At 45.7% G+C, this 16,627-nt stretch carries 22 protein-coding genes and 1 tRNA gene; 20 read left to right on the top strand and 3 right to left on the bottom strand.

All coding sequences use genetic code 11. The annotated features are described in order from the left end of the window. Nucleotides 1–420 carry a hypothetical protein gene (locus ACLWNV_RS11135; protein ID WP_413584509.1) on the bottom strand — a complete coding sequence of 140 codons (420 nt, stop codon included), beginning with the start codon at nt 418–420 and terminating at the stop codon, nt 1–3. Nucleotides 421–495: 75 nt separating this feature from the next. Between ACLWNV_RS11135 and ACLWNV_RS11130 the strand changes: the two genes are divergently transcribed. After that, nucleotides 496–1,713 (top strand): MFS transporter, encoded by a 1,218-nt coding sequence (locus tag ACLWNV_RS11130; RefSeq protein ID WP_413584508.1) that lies wholly within the window; start codon nt 496–498, stop codon nt 1,711–1,713. Nucleotides 1,714–1,721: 8 nt separating this feature from the next. Here the strand turns inward: ACLWNV_RS11130 and ACLWNV_RS11125 are convergent, their stop codons facing one another. Next, nucleotides 1,722–2,219 carry a hypothetical protein gene (locus tag ACLWNV_RS11125; protein WP_413584507.1) on the bottom strand — a complete coding sequence of 166 codons (498 nt, stop codon included), beginning with the start codon at nt 2,217–2,219 and terminating at the stop codon, nt 1,722–1,724. 167 nt (nt 2,220–2,386) lie between these two features. Here ACLWNV_RS11125 and ACLWNV_RS11120 point away from each other — a divergent pair, with 167 nt between their 5' ends. The 4 genes from ACLWNV_RS11120 (at nt 2,387) to ACLWNV_RS11105 (ending at nt 6,193) form a co-directional block, all read left to right on the top strand. Continuing rightward, nucleotides 2,387–2,899: a hypothetical protein gene (locus tag ACLWNV_RS11120; protein WP_413584506.1), complete on the top strand. Its 513-nt coding sequence runs from the start codon at nt 2,387–2,389 to the stop codon at nt 2,897–2,899. Then, a complete protein-coding gene (locus tag ACLWNV_RS11115; RefSeq protein WP_413584504.1) occupies nt 2,896–4,179 on the top strand; it encodes an NfeD family protein in 1,284 nt (427 codons plus the stop codon). The genes ACLWNV_RS11120 and ACLWNV_RS11115 overlap by 4 nt, the downstream gene beginning before the upstream one ends. A gap of 6 nt (nt 4,180–4,185) precedes the next feature. After that, a complete protein-coding gene (locus ACLWNV_RS11110; RefSeq protein WP_413584502.1) occupies nt 4,186–4,935 on the top strand; it encodes a slipin family protein in 750 nt (249 codons plus the stop codon). A 94-nt stretch (nt 4,936–5,029) separates the two neighbouring features. Next, nucleotides 5,030–6,193 carry a SpoIID/LytB domain-containing protein gene (locus ACLWNV_RS11105; protein ID WP_413584501.1) on the top strand — a complete coding sequence of 388 codons (1,164 nt, stop codon included), beginning with the start codon at nt 5,030–5,032 and terminating at the stop codon, nt 6,191–6,193. On the opposite strand, the gene ACLWNV_RS11100 is transcribed toward ACLWNV_RS11105, so the two are convergent. Further along, complete coding sequence (locus ACLWNV_RS11100; RefSeq protein WP_413584500.1) at nt 6,190–7,032, bottom strand: substrate-binding periplasmic protein; 843 nt, start codon at nt 7,030–7,032, stop codon at nt 6,190–6,192. The two genes, ACLWNV_RS11105 and ACLWNV_RS11100, sit on opposite strands and share 4 nt — an antisense overlap. Before the next feature lie 426 nt (nt 7,033–7,458). Here ACLWNV_RS11100 and ACLWNV_RS11095 point away from each other — a divergent pair, with 426 nt between their 5' ends. The 15 genes from ACLWNV_RS11095 to ACLWNV_RS11025 all read left to right on the top strand — a co-directional run bounded on the left by ACLWNV_RS11095 (nt 7,459) and on the right by ACLWNV_RS11025 (nt 16,606). Next, a complete protein-coding gene (locus tag ACLWNV_RS11095; RefSeq protein ID WP_413584498.1) occupies nt 7,459–8,247 on the top strand; it encodes a hypothetical protein in 789 nt (262 codons plus the stop codon). 42 nt (nt 8,248–8,289) lie between these two features. Beyond that, nucleotides 8,290–8,970, top strand: a complete 681-nt coding sequence (locus ACLWNV_RS11090) for a hypothetical protein (protein WP_413584497.1) — start codon at nt 8,290–8,292, stop codon at nt 8,968–8,970. Nucleotides 8,971–9,098: 128 nt separating this feature from the next. Then, complete coding sequence (locus ACLWNV_RS11085) at nt 9,099–9,977, top strand: site-specific tyrosine recombinase (protein ID WP_413584496.1); 879 nt, start codon at nt 9,099–9,101, stop codon at nt 9,975–9,977. An 82-nt stretch (nt 9,978–10,059) separates the two neighbouring features. After that, the gene (locus ACLWNV_RS11080; RefSeq protein WP_413584495.1) at nt 10,060–11,508 is read left to right on the top strand and encodes an ATP-binding protein; all 1,449 of its coding nucleotides are present in this window, start codon (nt 10,060–10,062) and stop codon (nt 11,506–11,508) included. Between the two features lie 79 nt (nt 11,509–11,587). After that, a complete protein-coding gene (locus tag ACLWNV_RS11075) occupies nt 11,588–11,809 on the top strand; it encodes a hypothetical protein (RefSeq protein ID WP_413584494.1) in 222 nt (73 codons plus the stop codon). Next, nucleotides 11,790–12,062 carry a BrnA antitoxin family protein gene (locus ACLWNV_RS11070; RefSeq protein ID WP_413584492.1) on the top strand — a complete coding sequence of 91 codons (273 nt, stop codon included), beginning with the start codon at nt 11,790–11,792 and terminating at the stop codon, nt 12,060–12,062. Before ACLWNV_RS11075 ends, ACLWNV_RS11070 begins: the two co-directional genes overlap by 20 nt. A gap of 137 nt (nt 12,063–12,199) precedes the next feature. Continuing rightward, a tRNA-Cys gene (locus tag ACLWNV_RS11065) sits at nt 12,200–12,273 on the top strand. Between the two features lie 301 nt (nt 12,274–12,574). Next, entirely contained in the window at nt 12,575–12,943 is a 369-nt protein-coding gene (locus ACLWNV_RS11060) for an alpha/beta fold hydrolase (RefSeq protein ID WP_413584491.1), read from the top strand. 118 nt (nt 12,944–13,061) lie between these two features. Further along, nucleotides 13,062–13,421, top strand: a complete 360-nt coding sequence (locus ACLWNV_RS11055; protein WP_413584490.1) for a cupin domain-containing protein — start codon at nt 13,062–13,064, stop codon at nt 13,419–13,421. Between the two features lie 171 nt (nt 13,422–13,592). Further along, nucleotides 13,593–13,925 (top strand): hypothetical protein, encoded by a 333-nt coding sequence (locus ACLWNV_RS11050; RefSeq protein ID WP_413584488.1) that lies wholly within the window; start codon nt 13,593–13,595, stop codon nt 13,923–13,925. Nucleotides 13,926–14,104: 179 nt separating this feature from the next. Continuing rightward, nucleotides 14,105–14,530 (top strand): hypothetical protein, encoded by a 426-nt coding sequence (locus ACLWNV_RS11045; protein WP_413584487.1) that lies wholly within the window; start codon nt 14,105–14,107, stop codon nt 14,528–14,530. A 133-nt stretch (nt 14,531–14,663) separates the two neighbouring features. Continuing rightward, nucleotides 14,664–15,098 (top strand): GFA family protein, encoded by a 435-nt coding sequence (locus ACLWNV_RS11040; RefSeq protein ID WP_413584486.1) that lies wholly within the window; start codon nt 14,664–14,666, stop codon nt 15,096–15,098. Between the two features lie 134 nt (nt 15,099–15,232). Continuing rightward, nucleotides 15,233–15,448, top strand: a complete 216-nt coding sequence (locus tag ACLWNV_RS11035; RefSeq protein WP_413584485.1) for a hypothetical protein — start codon at nt 15,233–15,235, stop codon at nt 15,446–15,448. 106 nt (nt 15,449–15,554) lie between these two features. After that, nucleotides 15,555–16,022: a mobile mystery protein A gene (locus ACLWNV_RS11030; RefSeq protein ID WP_413584484.1), complete on the top strand. Its 468-nt coding sequence runs from the start codon at nt 15,555–15,557 to the stop codon at nt 16,020–16,022. Continuing rightward, nucleotides 16,019–16,606 carry a mobile mystery protein B gene (locus ACLWNV_RS11025; protein WP_413584483.1) on the top strand — a complete coding sequence of 196 codons (588 nt, stop codon included), beginning with the start codon at nt 16,019–16,021 and terminating at the stop codon, nt 16,604–16,606. Before ACLWNV_RS11030 ends, ACLWNV_RS11025 begins: the two co-directional genes overlap by 4 nt. The last annotated feature ends 21 nt before the right edge of the window (nt 16,607–16,627 follow it).

Genomic DNA, 16,627 nt, shown 5'->3' with positions numbered 1-16,627 from the left:
CTAGTAGTACACGCCCCAACCATAAAGATTCAAATACACAGTGCCAGAACTTAGATCAAATCTAAGCTGGCCATTGTGATATCCCTGATACATGGGGCGAAAGCCCACTTGCGTGTAGCAACTTTCACCGGGGCGAAGTTTGCCATAGCAATTGGAGTTAAAACTATAAGCTCCTCCCCAGATCATAACGCCGTGAACCCGGACTGTGCAGTCCGCGTTGTTGGTTAAGCGGAAAGTGGAATACCGTGTGTAGTAGGTCGGGGTGTTGGGAAAGGTGTAGCTGTAGTACTGGGCCATCCCGCTGACATCGTCGATCGTGATTTCAGCGGCAACTGTGGGTTTTTCGACACTCGCATGTATAGAAACGGGAGCTGCGAGGAACACAAAGGCACTAACGGCAATAAACCAAAATGCTTTCATAGGGTCCTCCTAATGAATAGTTTTGTTGAAGAAGAAATTGGTCGCAAAGAATTTTCGTAGTATTCTTTTTTCGTCATGAATGATTCATCCCTGTGGTCGCCACTAAAAATTTCCGTGTATCGCAATTTTTGGATCTGTGCCTTTTTGTCAAATCTTGGAACCTGGATTCAAGATGTGGCGGCCAGCTGGGTGATGACACATCTATCGACCTCTCCGCTGATTATTTCTCTTTTATCTTTCACCAGTAATTTGCCTGTGGTGTTCTTAAGCATTGCTGCCGGATATTTTGCAGACCTTGGTCATCGTCGTCGTATTTTGCTGATTTCTGAAAGCATGATGTTTGTGGCAGCCGCCGTGCTCGCATACCTGGTCTGGTCAGAAAATATCACCGAGGGACTTTTGCTTTTATTGTCGCTAGTCATGGGTGTGGGTTTTGCTTTATCCAATCCCCCTTTTCAAAGTGTGCTGACGGATTTGGTGCCGACGGAAAAACAAGCGCAAGCCGTGTTGGTTTATTATATCGGTATTAACGTGACCCGCGTTTTAGGTCCCACGATTGGTGGGGTGGTTTTGGGCGGAGCAGGCCCTGCGATTGCATTCATGCTGAATAGCCTTTCATTCCTGGGTTTGATTTTATTTTTCTGGAAGTGGCCGGTGAAAGATGCACCCGCAGCACCGCAGGCCGAGAAAAAGGAAATCAAATTCACTCAGGAAGAGTTTCAGTTTTTATTTTCCTTCCACAATATGAAACTGTGGGTGGAGATTTTCATCGTTACTTTCTTTGCAAGCTGCTTATGGGCTTTGTATCCGACGCGCGCTCGTTTGGAGCTGGGGTTGAATAGCTGGCAGTATGGTTCGCTATTAGGATTTCTGGGACTGGGCGCGTGCTTTAGTACGATTTACTCCAGCAAAATCATGTTACCAGAAAGAACCGGACAGTCTTTGGCGGGGGCGTACTTTGTCTATGCCGTGGGATTGTTTTTCCTTGGCGTGGCACCCAGTTACATTTATCTATGTCAGGGGATGTTCTTTGCCGGGATCGGTTGGTTGATTTTGGCGACTCTTATGAACATGAGCTCGCGCCAATTGACGGGTAAGTCGCATTTAAAAGCCACGATGCTGGGTGTTTTCCTTGCAGTCTTTTATGCCGGCATGTCCCTGGGCGCCGTCAGTTGGGGAGCGTTGGCGCGCATGGGAAGCTCAACCGCTGCGATGGTGATTGCTTCTGCTGGTTTGACGGTCATTGCGTTATATAAATTCTTAAGCTCCAAGAAAATCAAAGAGCTTATTTAGATTTCTAATTACAATCCCAAAGTAGCAAACATCAACGGCAGTTCACCGGCGGTCAGCTCACCGCTGGGACCGCGAGTGGATTTACTGACGATTCCAAAAGGAATATCACCCCACCATTTTTCGATAACAACACCGCTGGTGTCGGTCGTACTTGTTTTGCAGGTTTTATACTTTCCAGGATTTGTTTCCAGGGTTTCAATCACGCCGCCTTGTTTTTCACAGTTTTCCAACACCTGCTTGTATTTTTCGGGCGTAAAAAGATCGAGGGTCTCTATAGTTTCAGAGGCGGATTCGTCACCCACTTTGGTGTGCTTTTTAACTTTCCAATGCTTGTTATCGGAATTAAATCCCACGACCTCTTTGGTGATTTGAATTTCTGTGGTCTTACCTTGAGTATCTTTAAAGGTTCCTGACCAGGTCACTTTGTCGCCAATGTTGGGATAAGCCAAAGCGGTCAGTCCACTCACCATAACAAATGTAAAAACAATCACACCGGAACGTGCCATAGGGGCCTCCATTTCAAAGAAAAACCGGGTATTTTTTTAATTAAACAGAGGATTCGGCCCGAGCGAATGATTTCTTGCCTGCCGTGTTGGGAATCAAAGCACACAAAGCAGTGCATTAAGAGTGGTTTTTATAGTCTAGAAACTAGGGGCAGAGTAAGCTCCCTTGCATGAAGGACTACATTCAGTATTTAGAAGAAGTTTTAGGTCTGCAAAAGGTCATGCTTAATGACATGCCTGCAGCCGTGGCAGAGGGCGAAGGCTCCACTGTTCCGACTCAGTTCTTCACACAACATGGCGCCTATGTTCCGTCCGAGATGGTTCATCGCGAACTGGTGTTTCTAAATATTCTGACTCAAGCCAAGGAAAGTTTCTTCCGTCCTGAAGTTCGCGACCTGTTTGATAAAATGAAATCCGCGATGAAGATTCGCAACATCCAGGTTTTGGAATTGGACTGCACGGTTGAAAACCGTTCGCTTCTGCCATCAGAGCTTGCGAAATTTTGCGAAAGCAAAGTGGTTGTGATCTTCAGTTCTTTTCCAAAAGATCTGGGCGAGATGATTTTCAAAGGTCCGGGCAAATGGATCGAAACCTACAGTCCGGCCTACTTGCTTGAAGATGCGGCGGCAAAAAAAGTCGTCTGGAATGATCTACAAAAAGTCATGAAGGAGTTAAGTCTGTGAACTCGTTCTTTGTCTCTCTACTTCTGTTAATGTTGTTGGGGACAAACGTGTCCCAGGCTGCTACTTGCACTCTTGCTGTGACTGTCAATGATGCAATCACTGCATCCACCACGGATTACCTTGAAAGAGCTGAAAAGCGCGCCACAGAAAATGGCTGCGAATCTATTTTCGTGCGCGTGAATACACCGGGCGGAAGTTTGCAAAGCACCCGGCGAATTGTTGAGCGCATGCTGGCTTCAAAAATTCCCTATTTGTGTTTGATCACGCCGCAAGGGGGGCATGCGGGCAGTGCGGGTGCCATCATTCTGCAGGCCTGCCACGTCAATGGGGGAGTAAAGGCCACGAACATCGGTGCTGCAACACCGATCATGGGCACTGGCGAAAAAATGCCGGATGATCTTCGTAACAAGATGATCAACGATACGGTGAGCTGGCTTGAAGGTGTCACCAAGCTTCGTGATCGCAATTTGAAATTTTCCAGGGACATCGTAACAGATGCAAAATCCTACAGCTCTGTTGAAGCTGTGGAAATGAAAGCCTTGGATATTCTGGCTGAAGACGAAGCTGACTTTTTAAAAAGGTCAGAAGCCCGTAAAGTTTTAGTTGCGGGCAATCAGACTATCGAAACTCGCGTGGGTGATTTGCGCGAATTTTCCCCGGATACTCGCTATCGTATTTTAAGTTTTATTGCAGACCCTGAGTTTGCTTACCTTCTATTCATGGGAAGCTTGGGACTTTTGTATGTGGAGCTGACTCATCCAGGATTGGTGGCGCCCGGCGTGATCGGCGGCATCGGACTGGTATTTTCATTGATCGCCTTTCATAAGCTTGAAGTCGTGTGGGGTGGACTTGCACTGATACTGTTGGGGATTGCATTCTTAATCGCTGAAATCTTCATTCCAAGTTTTGGTATTTTAGGAATTGGCGGCCTGGTTTCACTTTTCGTGGGCAGTGTTTTCTTATTCGATAAAGCGACGGGCTACACATTGCCATACACAGTGATTCTGCCGGTGGTGCTGGCAATAGGCGCTGTGTTTTTCGGGATAGGGTATCTGGCATTAAAGACATTGCGTTTAAGATCAAAGGACTCCGATGCGGATTTAAAAGATTCCGTGGGCGTCGTTGTCAGTACGGATGAAAATGGTCACAAGGGCCAAATTTCAATCATGGGCGAGACTTGGAACTTTGTTTCCGAAGATCCGCTAAAGAATGGTGACCGCGTCGCGGTGACCGCTCGTCAGGGTTTAACTTTAAATGTAAAGAAATATAACAAGGAGTAAGGATACATGGAATTTATGATAATTTTACTCGTGGTTGCCGGGATCATCCTAAGCGCCATGGTGAAAATTTTGAATGAGTGGGATCGCGGTGTAGTACTGCGTCTGGGTAAAGCAGTCGGTGTGCGCGGCCCGGGTCTGATTATTTTGATTCCGTTCATCGAGAAAATGATCAAAGTGGACACTCGTACTATTGCGATGGATGTAAAACCTCAAGACGTTATCACTAAAGACAACGTTTCCATGCAGGTAAATGCTGTCGTTTACTTCAAAGTGATTTCGCCAATGGAAGCGATCACGAAAATTGAAGACTTCTATTTTGCTACCAGCCAGTTGGCACAAACCACTCTTCGTTCAGTGATGGGTCAATATCCGTTGGATGACGTGCTTGAGCACCGGGATAAAATCAATGGAGCCCTTCAAGGCATTCTTGATAAGCACACAGAATCCTGGGGTATCAAAGTGACGATGGTTGAAGTAAAACAGATCGACTTGCCAAAAGAAATGCAAAGAGCGATGGCTCGTGAAGCGGAAGCTGAGCGTGAGCGTCGTGCGAAAGTCATCAGTGCCGACGGGGAATTGCAGCGAGCGGAGAAGCTGGCCCAAGCTTCGACGACTCTTTCAAGCTCTCCTTCAGCGTTGCAGCTGGCTTACTTGCAGACTTTGACTGAAATTGCTGGAGATAAGACCAATACGGTCATTTTCCCGTTGCCGTTGGATCTGGTTAAACCGTTCCTGGATGTTACAAATAAAAACTAGACTTTCATCCTTCGGGGGTTGTTTGGTTTAATATAAGAAATGTTCGAAGGCCCATGGATTGGGCCTTTTTTAATCTCTAGGACGGAGACAACTTTTGAGAATCTTCTGGGCAATCACCTGCTTCTTAGTCACACTCACGCTCGCGATCTCCGATGTTCAGGCACAAACGAAATTTGACAAAGAATTAGTCCGTGTTCGTATTCTGACAAACTCCAAAAAAGTTCAAGTGGCGGGCTTAGGCCTTCGCTTTCAGATCCTTTCCGAACCTTATCGTCCGGTCGCAATTCCCAGCAGTGGTTCCGCAGAAGTTCGCGTGATGCGAAAAGATGGTAAAAACATCTGGGCCTTGCGATTGAATAACCGTGAAAACGAACATCTTTTTAAAGAAAAATATCTGATGATCCAAGGCGAGAACCTGCGCGTAGGCGGGCAAAGTCTGCCATCACGAGTTCTTTTAGCTAAGGGCCCGGGCGATCAAGTGGACGTGGTTGGCGTGTTGCCACTGGATGAATACATCGCAGGAGTACTTGCTTCAGAAATGCCGATCAGCTGGCCCTTAGAAACTTTAAAGGCTCAAGCTGTTGCTGCCAGATCCTATGCCTTGGCTGTGATGGCCGAGCGTGAAGACAAAGCCTATCACCTGGAAAGCTCAGTGCTGGATCAGGTATTTCGCCACATCGCTGGTGACGACTCCGACCCCAAGTTGCAAAAAGCCCTGCAGGCAGTTCGTGAAACTGCTGGTATTAAACTTTATGACGGTGGTCGCAATATCCTAAAAGCCTACTATCACGCAGACTGCGGTGGTCACACGACGCTGGCTAAAAACGTATGGAGCGGTGGAGTGAATAGCGGCGTCGCCGTTGATAATTCCTGCCCCACAAATCCGAAAGCCAATTGGACGGTGAAGTTTTCCCGTACTGAAATCGCTGACAAGTTAAAGCTTCAGGATATTTCCAAGCTCATTCTGGATCGTCCAAAAGGTGAATCCCGCATTCGCGGTGTTCGCGTGGCTTTCAACGAAACAGAAAGCAGATACATCCCGGCCAATGAGTTTCGTCAGGCTTTGGGTTTCACAGAGTTGCGCAGTACCTTGTTTGATTTAAAAGAGAACGATAACGAGTTTGTATTTTCCGGTCGTGGCTTTGGTCACGGCGTAGGTCTTTGTCAGTGGGGCAGTCGCGCCCTGGGTCTTAAAGGGAAAAGCTTTGTGCAGATTCTAAAGCACTATTATCCGGCAGCGCAGATCGCGCAGAACTAGTACGTTTTATCGCTATTAAGTGCGGGCCCCGGAGCGGGCTCGAAGGCATGAATTTTAGGCGAGAACGAAAAGATCTGAACTCTCTTTTGACCTTTCATGCCGACCCAATCTTCCAGAATCGCATTGTAGCCGTTAGAGGCTTTAAGCATTCCTAAACCCAATTCGAACTTTTTGATGAGTTCTTTGGATTCCTTGTGGGACTTGGAAAAGTGCACGTAGATGGGCTCTTCAGATAATTCCAAAACCACCTGGAACTGGTTTTTAAATTCCGGTTTGGTCTTTAAATAATAATAGTAAACATACTCATCAATTGCCGCAAAAGAAACACGGTTGGATTTCAGCATCATTAACGACGTTAAATCGCTGGAAGTGAACACTCTGTTGATACTTTTATTTTCATCGAATTCTTTACCAAAGGGGAACTCCGCCGGAAGGGCGACAGAGTTGCCTTCAAGGTCCTTGATTTTAACGGGCTTCTTTTTGGCAGTGATTGTGTTTGCGACAATCAGACCTTTGCTTTTGAAGAGAGGATCTTTGGGGAAAATAACGGACTCATCAAGCTCTTTGGAGCGGGCAGAATTAAAACAGGCGACATAGCGACCATTTTGCGTTTGAGCGATACATCGGGTGTAGGGGACTTGTACCAATTCGACCTGTTGACCCACGTTTTTAAAGGCCGCTCTAACGATATCTACGGACATGCCAACAGCGTGATCGCCTCTTTTAAAAGCGAATGGCGGCCAGGAGTCTTCAACAAGGATTTTAATCGGTTTGGAATGCGCGGAAAGGGACGCAGAGAGGAGAAGAAGTAGAAGGAACAAAACAAAAACCGATTTCATGACTGTTAATTAACAGGCAGGAACTCGGTGTACAGCTTACTTATATGTAATATGAACTAAAAACCCATGAATACTCGGGCAGCAAACATAAATACAGCGCCGAGAATCAAAACATTTGTTGCAGTTACAGTCATTTCCGCGTCCTTTTTAATCAGTGATACATCCCATTTCGGTAATGTTAGGAAAAATCTTAAATTTATTTTTTATGCCTATATATTTGCCATGTCTTATTTTTAGAAAAAGTGCCCTTTTTGCGCTCGCTCCTTGCGGGTTCGTCACAAACGCCTCCCTGTTTCATTCTGAGAAACCCTGTAAATCACCCGTGTAATCATATAGATACCGCACTTTCTGGATGTTGGCACAGGCATAGCAATACCCAACATCGAGGACTCACCTTTGAAAACGAGCCCTTGAAAAGAGGATGATATGAACAACAAATTCAACGCTCCAATGATGATCTTGGTGACTGCAGTGGCACTTATGGGTGTCGGTTGTGGAAATAATAAGATGGTCGTCGCCGGCTCAAATCAGGTTGTGTCATCCGGTAATAACAATACTGGTACGATCCCAACTTCACCAGATGGCAGCACTGGCACTGATACAGGCACAGGCAACACAACGACTTATTCTAATGAGGCGAAGTTCACACCAGTCTCTATGAATGAATTGAATGCTTATGTAGGTACTCGTCCGCTGAATGACCCACAAGACATTAAGTTGAAGGTTCAACTGACTCAGGTGGGCAGCACGGGTCGCTACGCAGGTTCCGTTTCTTTGTCTTATACAGATACAGGTCTTCGTTACACAGGAACTTTCAGCACGGACTCTGGCAAAAATGCCAGCTACTCGGGTTTGAAAGACAACAACACTTTGGAAGCTGAATATAACAGATGGTTCACTTCTGGTGGCAAATCCGTGTTCACTGGTTTCTTCCAGGATCAATGGGGTGCAGTTGTGTTGGTCATCGACAATGCAGTCAGCCAGGGTGACGTGTCCGGTGGTGGCGGTGTGATCGTGACAGGTTCTTTGTACTATAAGAACTTTGCACAATCCTACGCTCAGCAATCTCCATACAGAAAATGCTGGTTCATTTATGACGGTCCTTACAACTGCCGCGCGGGTGCTGTGATCAATAAGTCTGCAGTTTACCCAGGTGACGGTTACAAGAAGCTTGGAACATTCTCTGGAATTTCCAAAACAGCGGCTTTCCAGTAATTGATTGAAGAATTTAAAAGTTTACTAAATCGAGGAGTAACTATGGAAAATTATAAATATCGAAAGCTAAGCTTTCCCAATTTGTTTTTGCGTTTGGCAGGAATGTTGGCAGTCACTGCTTTCATGACAGCTTGCCCAGGTAAAAATGATGGCCCTAACGGCAATAGCTGGTTAACAGCTGCAAACTTCGTAAGCCCTACGCAAATGGGATCCGTGCAAAGTGTGAATCCGATGAACTCGGTTTCTTTGGCTTTGAATGTGATCGTTGAAAGCGGTTCTGGCGTTTACAATAACGGCGGCTACGTCAATGGTTATCCGAACGGATATCCAAACGGGTATCAGCCAGGCTACAACAACGGCTATTATCCGAATGGCACAATCCCAGGTTACTCTTATGTTGGTACGAACTTAAACTTGTACAACGGTCCCGTGGCTTTCCAGGGCACAATGACTGTTGGAACAAACTGGTATGACCTTTACAACTCCGGTTGTCAGGTAGCTCCGGGCACTTACACAGTTGAAACTGCGACTCGCGGTAATATGGCGAATGCAGGTATGATGTCGACAGTGGTGTTGGTTGCGAACCCAGGTAACATCGTGATGGAAATCAACGGTGGCATGGTGAATGGCAATCGTCTGGTTGCACTTCCTCCAGGTGGTATCCACGTGGCGCAAGTGAATGGTATCGTGTGCAGTCCCGTGTTTGGTGGCTCTTTCAACTAAGTTGATCTTTTAGGTAAAAATTTAGAACCGTCCGTCGCTGACCTCGCAGCTACGGGCGGTTTTTTTATTTTAATTTAGTGACATAATATTTCTTGCGCTCCGCCCAAAGTCTGGTTCTAATATTCGTTATGGAACTACCTCTTTGGATCGACTTCTTTGATGAGCTGCAAAATGTACGTGGACGTTCTCAAAATACAGTCATGGCGTATCGCCGCGACCTGGAACTCTACATCGAGTACCGTAAAACCCATAACAATGTGACTGGCTTCTACGAGTTTATGAAAAAGCATAAGCTTTCCACGCGCTCTCAGGCGCGCGTAATCTCGTCTTTGCGCACATACTTTAAGTTCTGCGAATCTCGTGGCCATAACAGTCCAGAGCTTCGCGAGCTTCGACCACCGAAGGTCAAAGTAGGGTTGCCGAAGGTTTTGACTCCCCAGGAGTTCCAACAGCTTTTTGATGCGGCCGAGGTAAATGATCCGGTTAAAACTGCGCGCAATCAATTAACACTGCTATTCCTTTATGGACTGGGCTGCCGTGTTTCTGAACTGATCTCTTTGAATGTGACTGATTTCAACCAAACCGATCGTTGGATCAAGGTTTTGGGTAAGGGCAGCAAAGAGCGTTTGGTGCCTTTGACAGAAAAGTTGGCGGAAACGCTGACTCAGTATCTGCGCGAACACCGTGCGGTTTTGATGAAGGACTCCACTCCATCTATTTTGATCAATGACCGTGGACATCGTCCGTCTCGCGTTGACGTGTGGAGATGGCTTGCGAGCTGGTCGACACGTGCAGGCTTTGCTGAACCAGTAAATCCTCATCGTTTCCGTCATGGTTGCGCAACAGCGTTGCTGGAAAGTGGAGCGGATCTGCGCTCGATCCAAATGTTGTTGGGGCATGCAAGCATCCAAACGACGCAGATTTACACGAATGTGACGACGAACACGATGACCCGCACAATCGAGGAACACCATCCGCTTTCGCAGATGGCTGAAGTCGAAAAATAATCCGGTCTTCGGTTTAAAATTTTCTGAATTCTAAAAAAGCCCGCACTGGTTGTGGGCTTTTTCTTTGCTGGCATTGTCTGCCATGAAACTAAAATCACTTATTCGCGAAAATGAAGTCCTTGTTCCGGTCGAGGTGGAGATCAACTTTATTCCCGGGCTCCCGCAGATTCAGTTCCTGGGTTTGCCTGATCAGGGAATTCGCGAAAGCATTCACCGAATCAAAAGTGCCATTCGTGCGCAGGGGTTTGATTTTCCCAAAGCCCAGCAGGTGCTGGTGAATCTTCGTCCCAATCACTTAAAGAAAACCTCCCGCGGTCTGGAACTTGCTGTGGCCTTGGGGATTTTGTGGGAGTCTGAACAAATCCGCAAACCCGAAGAGGCAGTGATGGTGTACGGGGAGTTGGGATTGCTTGGAGAAGTTTACGAGCCGGACGATCTGACCCGGGATTTTGAGACTGACGGAAATGTCCTGGTATGGACGGGGCAGTCGCAAAATACTTCAGCGGTTTTTGATCGCAAGGTTCTAAGTTGTTTGCAGGATGTTCGTGAGCCTTTGGAAGTTGCTGCTGTTCCGCGGGAGTATGAAGTGCGAAGACCTGTGGCCGATCTTCAGCTTCACTTTCCCGAACGACAGGCAAGATTGTTGGAAGTAATTGCGCTCGGTGAGCATTCGGTGCTGCTGGCGGGACCTGCAGGTTCCGGCAAAAGCACCATCGCGCGCACACTTTCAGCTTTGCTGGCAACTCCCACTCAGGAAGACATGCATACAATTTCAAAAAATAATCGGGGCGGCAGCGAGGCCCCTCTTCGCTGGCGTCCCGTGGTTCATCCCCACCATTCAACCACCGCTCTTGGGCTGATTGGTGGGGGCGTTCCACCATTCAAAGGTGAGATCACACGGGCGCACAAAGGCGTGATGATTTTAGATGAACTTTTAGAATTCAACGTGCGCGCACAAGAAGCTTTGCGCGAACCGATGGAAGAATCACTGGTGCGCATTCGCCGCGGCCGTTACGTCGAAGAATTTCCGGCAGAGTCGTTGATGATTGCCACGACAAACCTATGTCCCTGCGGGGACTGGGTTCCGAAATCAAAAGTCGTCTGTGGCAGATCGCTTAAGAAATGCCAATCCTATATGGAGCGCCTGTCAGGGCCGTTAGTAGATCGCTTTCATATTACGTTCTTCACGCAAAAACGCGAGGAGGGTGGCAGCATATCGGGGCAGGATCTTTTGGCGCGTGTGGAGGCAAGCAGGATGTTTCGCGCTCGCATGGCAGCCGGGGACAGTCGCTTTCGGCGCCTTGCCAGCCGTTGGAGCTTCGAAGACCTGGTTCAAGATCTTCCCAGCTTTTACATGAAGGAACTCTTCCCCAAAGAGATATCCAGCCGCCGCCGCGAACTCGCAACGCTACGAGTCGCAAGAACCCTCGCTGACCTCGAGCAGACCGAAAAGCTCCAACCCCGCCACGTCGAAAGCGCCCTAAAAATGACTTTTGATCCGGTTGAAGCGCTTAAACGCCTGGGATGTTGAAATATGCATAAAATATGTATAATATATTCGGACGTGCTTAATGCCAAGAATTAGGTACCTCCAGTCTATTTTATTTGGGATGTCCGTTTGGATTTATTATGGCGATCATGGTTTTCCCCACGTCGAAATATACCAAGGGAAACCTGAAAATTTTGAGGCCCATTTAAAGCTGAATATTCTGGATTTTGAACCTCTCGAAGTTAATGGCTTTTCTGAACGCTCGGTTCGAATGATTATTAAGAAGCTGAGACCGTATAGGGAAGCGCTGCTAAAGGATTGGTATGAAATCGTCAAAGAGTAAGTTGAATTATGGCAATATCGAAGTGGATGATCGAATTTTTGATCCAGAAAATACGAAAGTACGTATTTCAACCATGATTGATGCGGATGTTGTTTTTGCGTTAAGAGAAAAGGCGAGAAAAGAGAAAACAAAGTATCAGACTTTGATTAACTCAATTTTGCGCCAAGCAGTCATGGGGGGGGATCCTTTGCATATCGATGCCATTGAGGCCGCTTTATTAAAGCGAGGATTTGTTAAGAAAGCCCGTGGCTAGGTTCAGCTCGCAAAAGCTGCTACAGCGCTAGGCACTGAAGTGCTTATGGCCAATATACGCGATTTAATGGCGTTATAATGTTTAAAGTTGACTTGAAGCCCTGATTTCACTAGATTGGGTCTTCAAAATCACTCTGGGGTGATGTGGCCGAGTGGCTAGGCTCAGCTCTGCAAAAGCTGCTACAGCGGTTCAAGTCCGCTCGTCACCTCCAATTTTAAAGAACCGCCTCCTGGCGGTTTTTTTATTTTCAGACTCACTAAAAACAAACAGTCCGAAAAATTCCATCAAGTGTTTTGGTTTTAATCAAATTGACTACAGTCATGCTCATGCAAAAATTAAAAGCATGATGACGATCAGATATCAAATGATCGGCCCAAAATGTCGGTAAAGTAGTAATCCTTGGGCAAAGTGAAAGTTCAATTCTTGCGGCTGAGGCGGCAACCAAAACATCTAATATCGATGCTTTGGTTTTAAGAGTCGCAAGTCACCAGGACATTTCAGAGCGAATCAAAATGCAGCTTGGCTTCGAAAAATGGACAAAGTGGCTGGCAGATATTGAGAGCTCAAAAAGCTCTGGGAAAATGTTTGTGGCGTCCCATCCTGTTAGTTATTGGCTGTCTCGAATGAATAGACTCTTAACTGGAGATGTAGTTTCTCAATTAAATATTCCAGTCATAGCAATAAACGGAGCAGAAGATAATTTCACTCCACCGTCAGCATTCTCAAAAATTCACGAAGTACTTTTGCAGCGAACGAATTCTTTGAGTAAGGCCATTGTAATTCCCGGGGTAGGGCATGGTTTGATGATGCCGTCAGAGAAGTGGAATTCATCTACAGTAGCAAAAGAAATTCATGGTTTTTTGGATTTGGTTGTTCGGTAATGCACACAGCTACACTTTCTGTCTTGGGAGCACTTAGTCTGTGCGTTGGAATATAGGCCTTGGATAGTAAGTATTTGTTTGGTGGACAAGTATTTTTCTCGCTTGCTAAAATAGGCACATGAAATTTTTCCGAAAAGAAGACGTTAAACCTTTTTTGGCCTCAAAAAACGAGATCGTTCATCAGTATACTGGTCGCCTCGAGAAGCATGGATCATCTAAACAACATTCTTTAGCCATCATGACAATACTACCAAATTCGGCTTCTGATCCTCATGCTCATAAAGTTGCTGAAGAATCGTTTTTAGTAATTAAAGGTGCAGGAGTCATGGACATCGACGGAAAAAGAATTGATATTAAAGTCGGCGATTGCGTTTTTGTTGAGCCTGGTGAGCGACATACTGTTATTAACACTGGCAATGAGTCCCTCGAATGTGTCCTTGCGACCGGTCCCGCTTGGAGACCTGAAGATTCCATTTAAATTAAATCCTTAGCTTCCAACCCAAAGCCTGTCCCTAAAAAGACGGGCTTTGTTGCGTTTAGGGGCTGTCTGGAATGAGCGAGGACAACAAGCCTGTGCATTGTGAGCCACGGCTAGCCCAAAAGCATGAGATCGTTGACGCCGCTTCAGTAGCTAAGTCACAATTTCAGTATGACAACACTTATTGTATCAATGATTTTATCCTCATTTGTTTTTGCCGCTAACACTAAAGTGACCGTTGAAGGTACCTTTGAAAAGGTTGAGACTGGCGATTATATCCATCTCATCTTAAAAGGTTCGAAGGGCGAGAGAATTTCGTTGGTGTGTTCTGATCTGCCGAAGTCCCTAGTTAAAGGGGTCGATTGCAATGACCTTGCAAAAAATCAGGATTCTTACAAAGGTAAGGTTTTGAAAGTTGCATATCACGAAGAGACTAATTTTATTCCCGAGGCAGGAGAGAAAATTGCTTGGAAATATGTTGATAGAATTGATTTGAAGAAATAATTTCACTCAAATTCAATTTTTTTTCACTCCTAAGCCTGTCCTTAAAAAGACGGGCTTTGTTGTATCCAACTCCCACAAAAAGTATCCCTCAGCCAATAAGTCTGTACATTGTGAGCCGTCAGGTGGTTTAAACCATTTGGTTTCTATACAGATAAATCATTTAATGATATCGTTTCGTCATGGCAGAAATAGAAATACATGAAATTATCGATAGAGAAACAAAAGCATGGAATGAAAAGTCTATAGAACTTCTTCTTTCTATTTTTCATCATGAAATGGTTTGGGTATGGCCAACAGATTCAAAAAACCATGATCCGATTTCTTGGACGTCAATGCTAGGAAAGTTTGACCAAACTCGTTGGACAAATTTTTATAAAGATTGGTTTTCAGATTTTCAACTTATTAGAAATGTGCGTAAGACCCAAAAGATCTTTGTTACGAAGGAAGGCGATGGTGCCTTTGCAGTAGTTGATATTGATACCCTGTGGCGTTCTTCATCTGGAGAAGAGTCTCATTGGATTGGTAGAACTTGTAAGACCTATGTCAAAACCTCTGATGGCTGGAAGATGATCGCGCAAACAGGAGTTCTGGACTATTCAAAATAGTTTCAAACCCTTGGTTTCAATACGGAGCCTGGTCAGAAATGATCAGGCTTTTTCTTTTTCGACAGACTTTGTTTCGGAACACACGGGAGTGACCCAGACATGTTTCCTGATAAGCTTTATTGCGGAGGATCTAATGGTTCGGGGAAGTTGTCTCTGCGGCGGAGTTGTATTTGAAGTTGAAACGGTGACGGGGCCATTCGAACTTTGTCATTGCAGTCGCTGTCGCAAAGCTACCGGCTCTGCATTTATGCCCGCTGTTGGAGTTTTAAGGGAAGGTTTCAGATTTTTGAAGGGCACGGATCTAATTAAAATTTACGATGCACCTGTGCGGAAGACGCCTCCAGGATATAGAAGTATTTTTTGTGGCGTATGCGGCTCTCCGGTACCAGATCCAACTGACAATTCCCCTGAATTTGAAATAGCGGCCGGTGTTCTTGATGACGATCCTGGATTTCGACCAGACAAACATATTTTTGTCGAAGTTAAATCTCCGTGGTTCACGATCACTGACGATCTTCCTCAAATGGATGAGGAGGCTCTTATAAACCACCGGAAGTCCCAACAATAAATGAGGGGCTCCACTCGCCTTGTCCAATCCAAAGCAGGTGGTCTAGTTTTGCTGTGTCATTTACATATAATGTACATATTCCTTGTTGAGGTGTAAATAATGTGTAAATGTAGGTAGCAAGTACGGAGGACTGTATGGGTTGTATTAAGGAAACATTTGAAGATTATAAATATGCTGCCGACGACGCTGAAGAGTTGGAGACGCCTCCGTCTGAGTTTATGGATTACCTTCCGGCGTTTCCAGAGGATCTTAAACGGGGTACTTTGTCCCTCGGGGCAGGCGGCGTCACGCTGAGCTTTTTCACTCAGGCCTGGTCCAAGCGTAGTTCTGGTTCACAGCAAGAAAATTAGCCTCTAATCGTCTATATTTTAGTAGACATAATAACATGTAAAGTCTATTTAAAAATAGACGATAGGTGGTATTATGTCTATGTATGTATAGACGGTGGGGGTTGCCATGAGTGCAAGTTCTGAGAAGCTTCGACGGAATCAATTAGACCGAAATTTTGAGAATTTTAAGAGCAAGGTGAATACTCTTAAACCCAAAAAGGGGTGGATTAAAGAGATACGCATGGCTCTTGGAATGTCCATGGCTGATCTTGGATCGCGCATGGGAGTCATCAAGCAGAGAATCGAAGCTTTAGAGAAAAGTGAAGCTACAGGCAACGTTACTGTTGAGTCACTGAAAAGAGCTGCGGATGCCATGGACTGTGAGTTTGTTTATTACTTTGTTCCAAGACAGGGCTTGCAGAAGTTTTTAGAAAGCGAAGCTCGTAAGATAGCGACTAAAATTGTTCAGGAAAATGAACTCTCAATGAAGCTTGAGCAGCAGGGGACATCTAATTCCGCCCAAGCGAATTTGGTAAATGAAATTGCCAATGAACTTATTCGTTCTGAGGGGAAACGTATTTGGAGATCTAAGTGAAGGTTGTCTATGAGGAAGGCCAGACGCCTCTTGATGAAGAGACTTTAGCCGGACTTATTCCTGGCTTGTTTAAGCAAAGTGAGCTCGATGAATTCGAAGCTCAGAATATTGCGAAAGCTCGCCTGTGGGCTCCAACCAGCAGAAGATTAAAGTCAGATCTATTAAGTGCAACGGGCATCAAGCTTTTGCATGAAAAAATGTTTGATGAAACCTGGCTGTGGGCAGGGCAGTTTCGACTTACAAATTTTAACATTGGCGTTTCCCGTAATAATATCCAAAACGAACTCGGCAGATTGTTCGGGGACGTGGATTTTTGGCTCCAAAATAAAACCTATCCCCTCGAGGAGATCGCCATCAGACTTCATCATCGGCTTGTGTGGATTCATCCTTTCCCCAACGGGAATGGACGTTTCGCTCGATTAGCCACTGATTTATTTTTGAAACACAATGGCTTACTACCCTTTACGTGGGGAAGTGTAAATCTGGTGAAGAGTGGTGACGCGCGAAAGAAGTATATTGCCGCTCTTAAGAAAGCGGACAGAGATTTGGATTTTTCAGACCTATTGAGCTTCGCTAAGAATTAACGGCTGATACTAACTCCAACA

Origin of the sequence: Bdellovibrio sp. HCB274 (assembly GCF_047306075.1) — a bacterium.
Lineage (GTDB): Bacteria > Bdellovibrionota > Bdellovibrionia > Bdellovibrionales > Bdellovibrionaceae > Bdellovibrio.
This window is presented reverse-complemented; position numbering and strand designations above follow the sequence as displayed.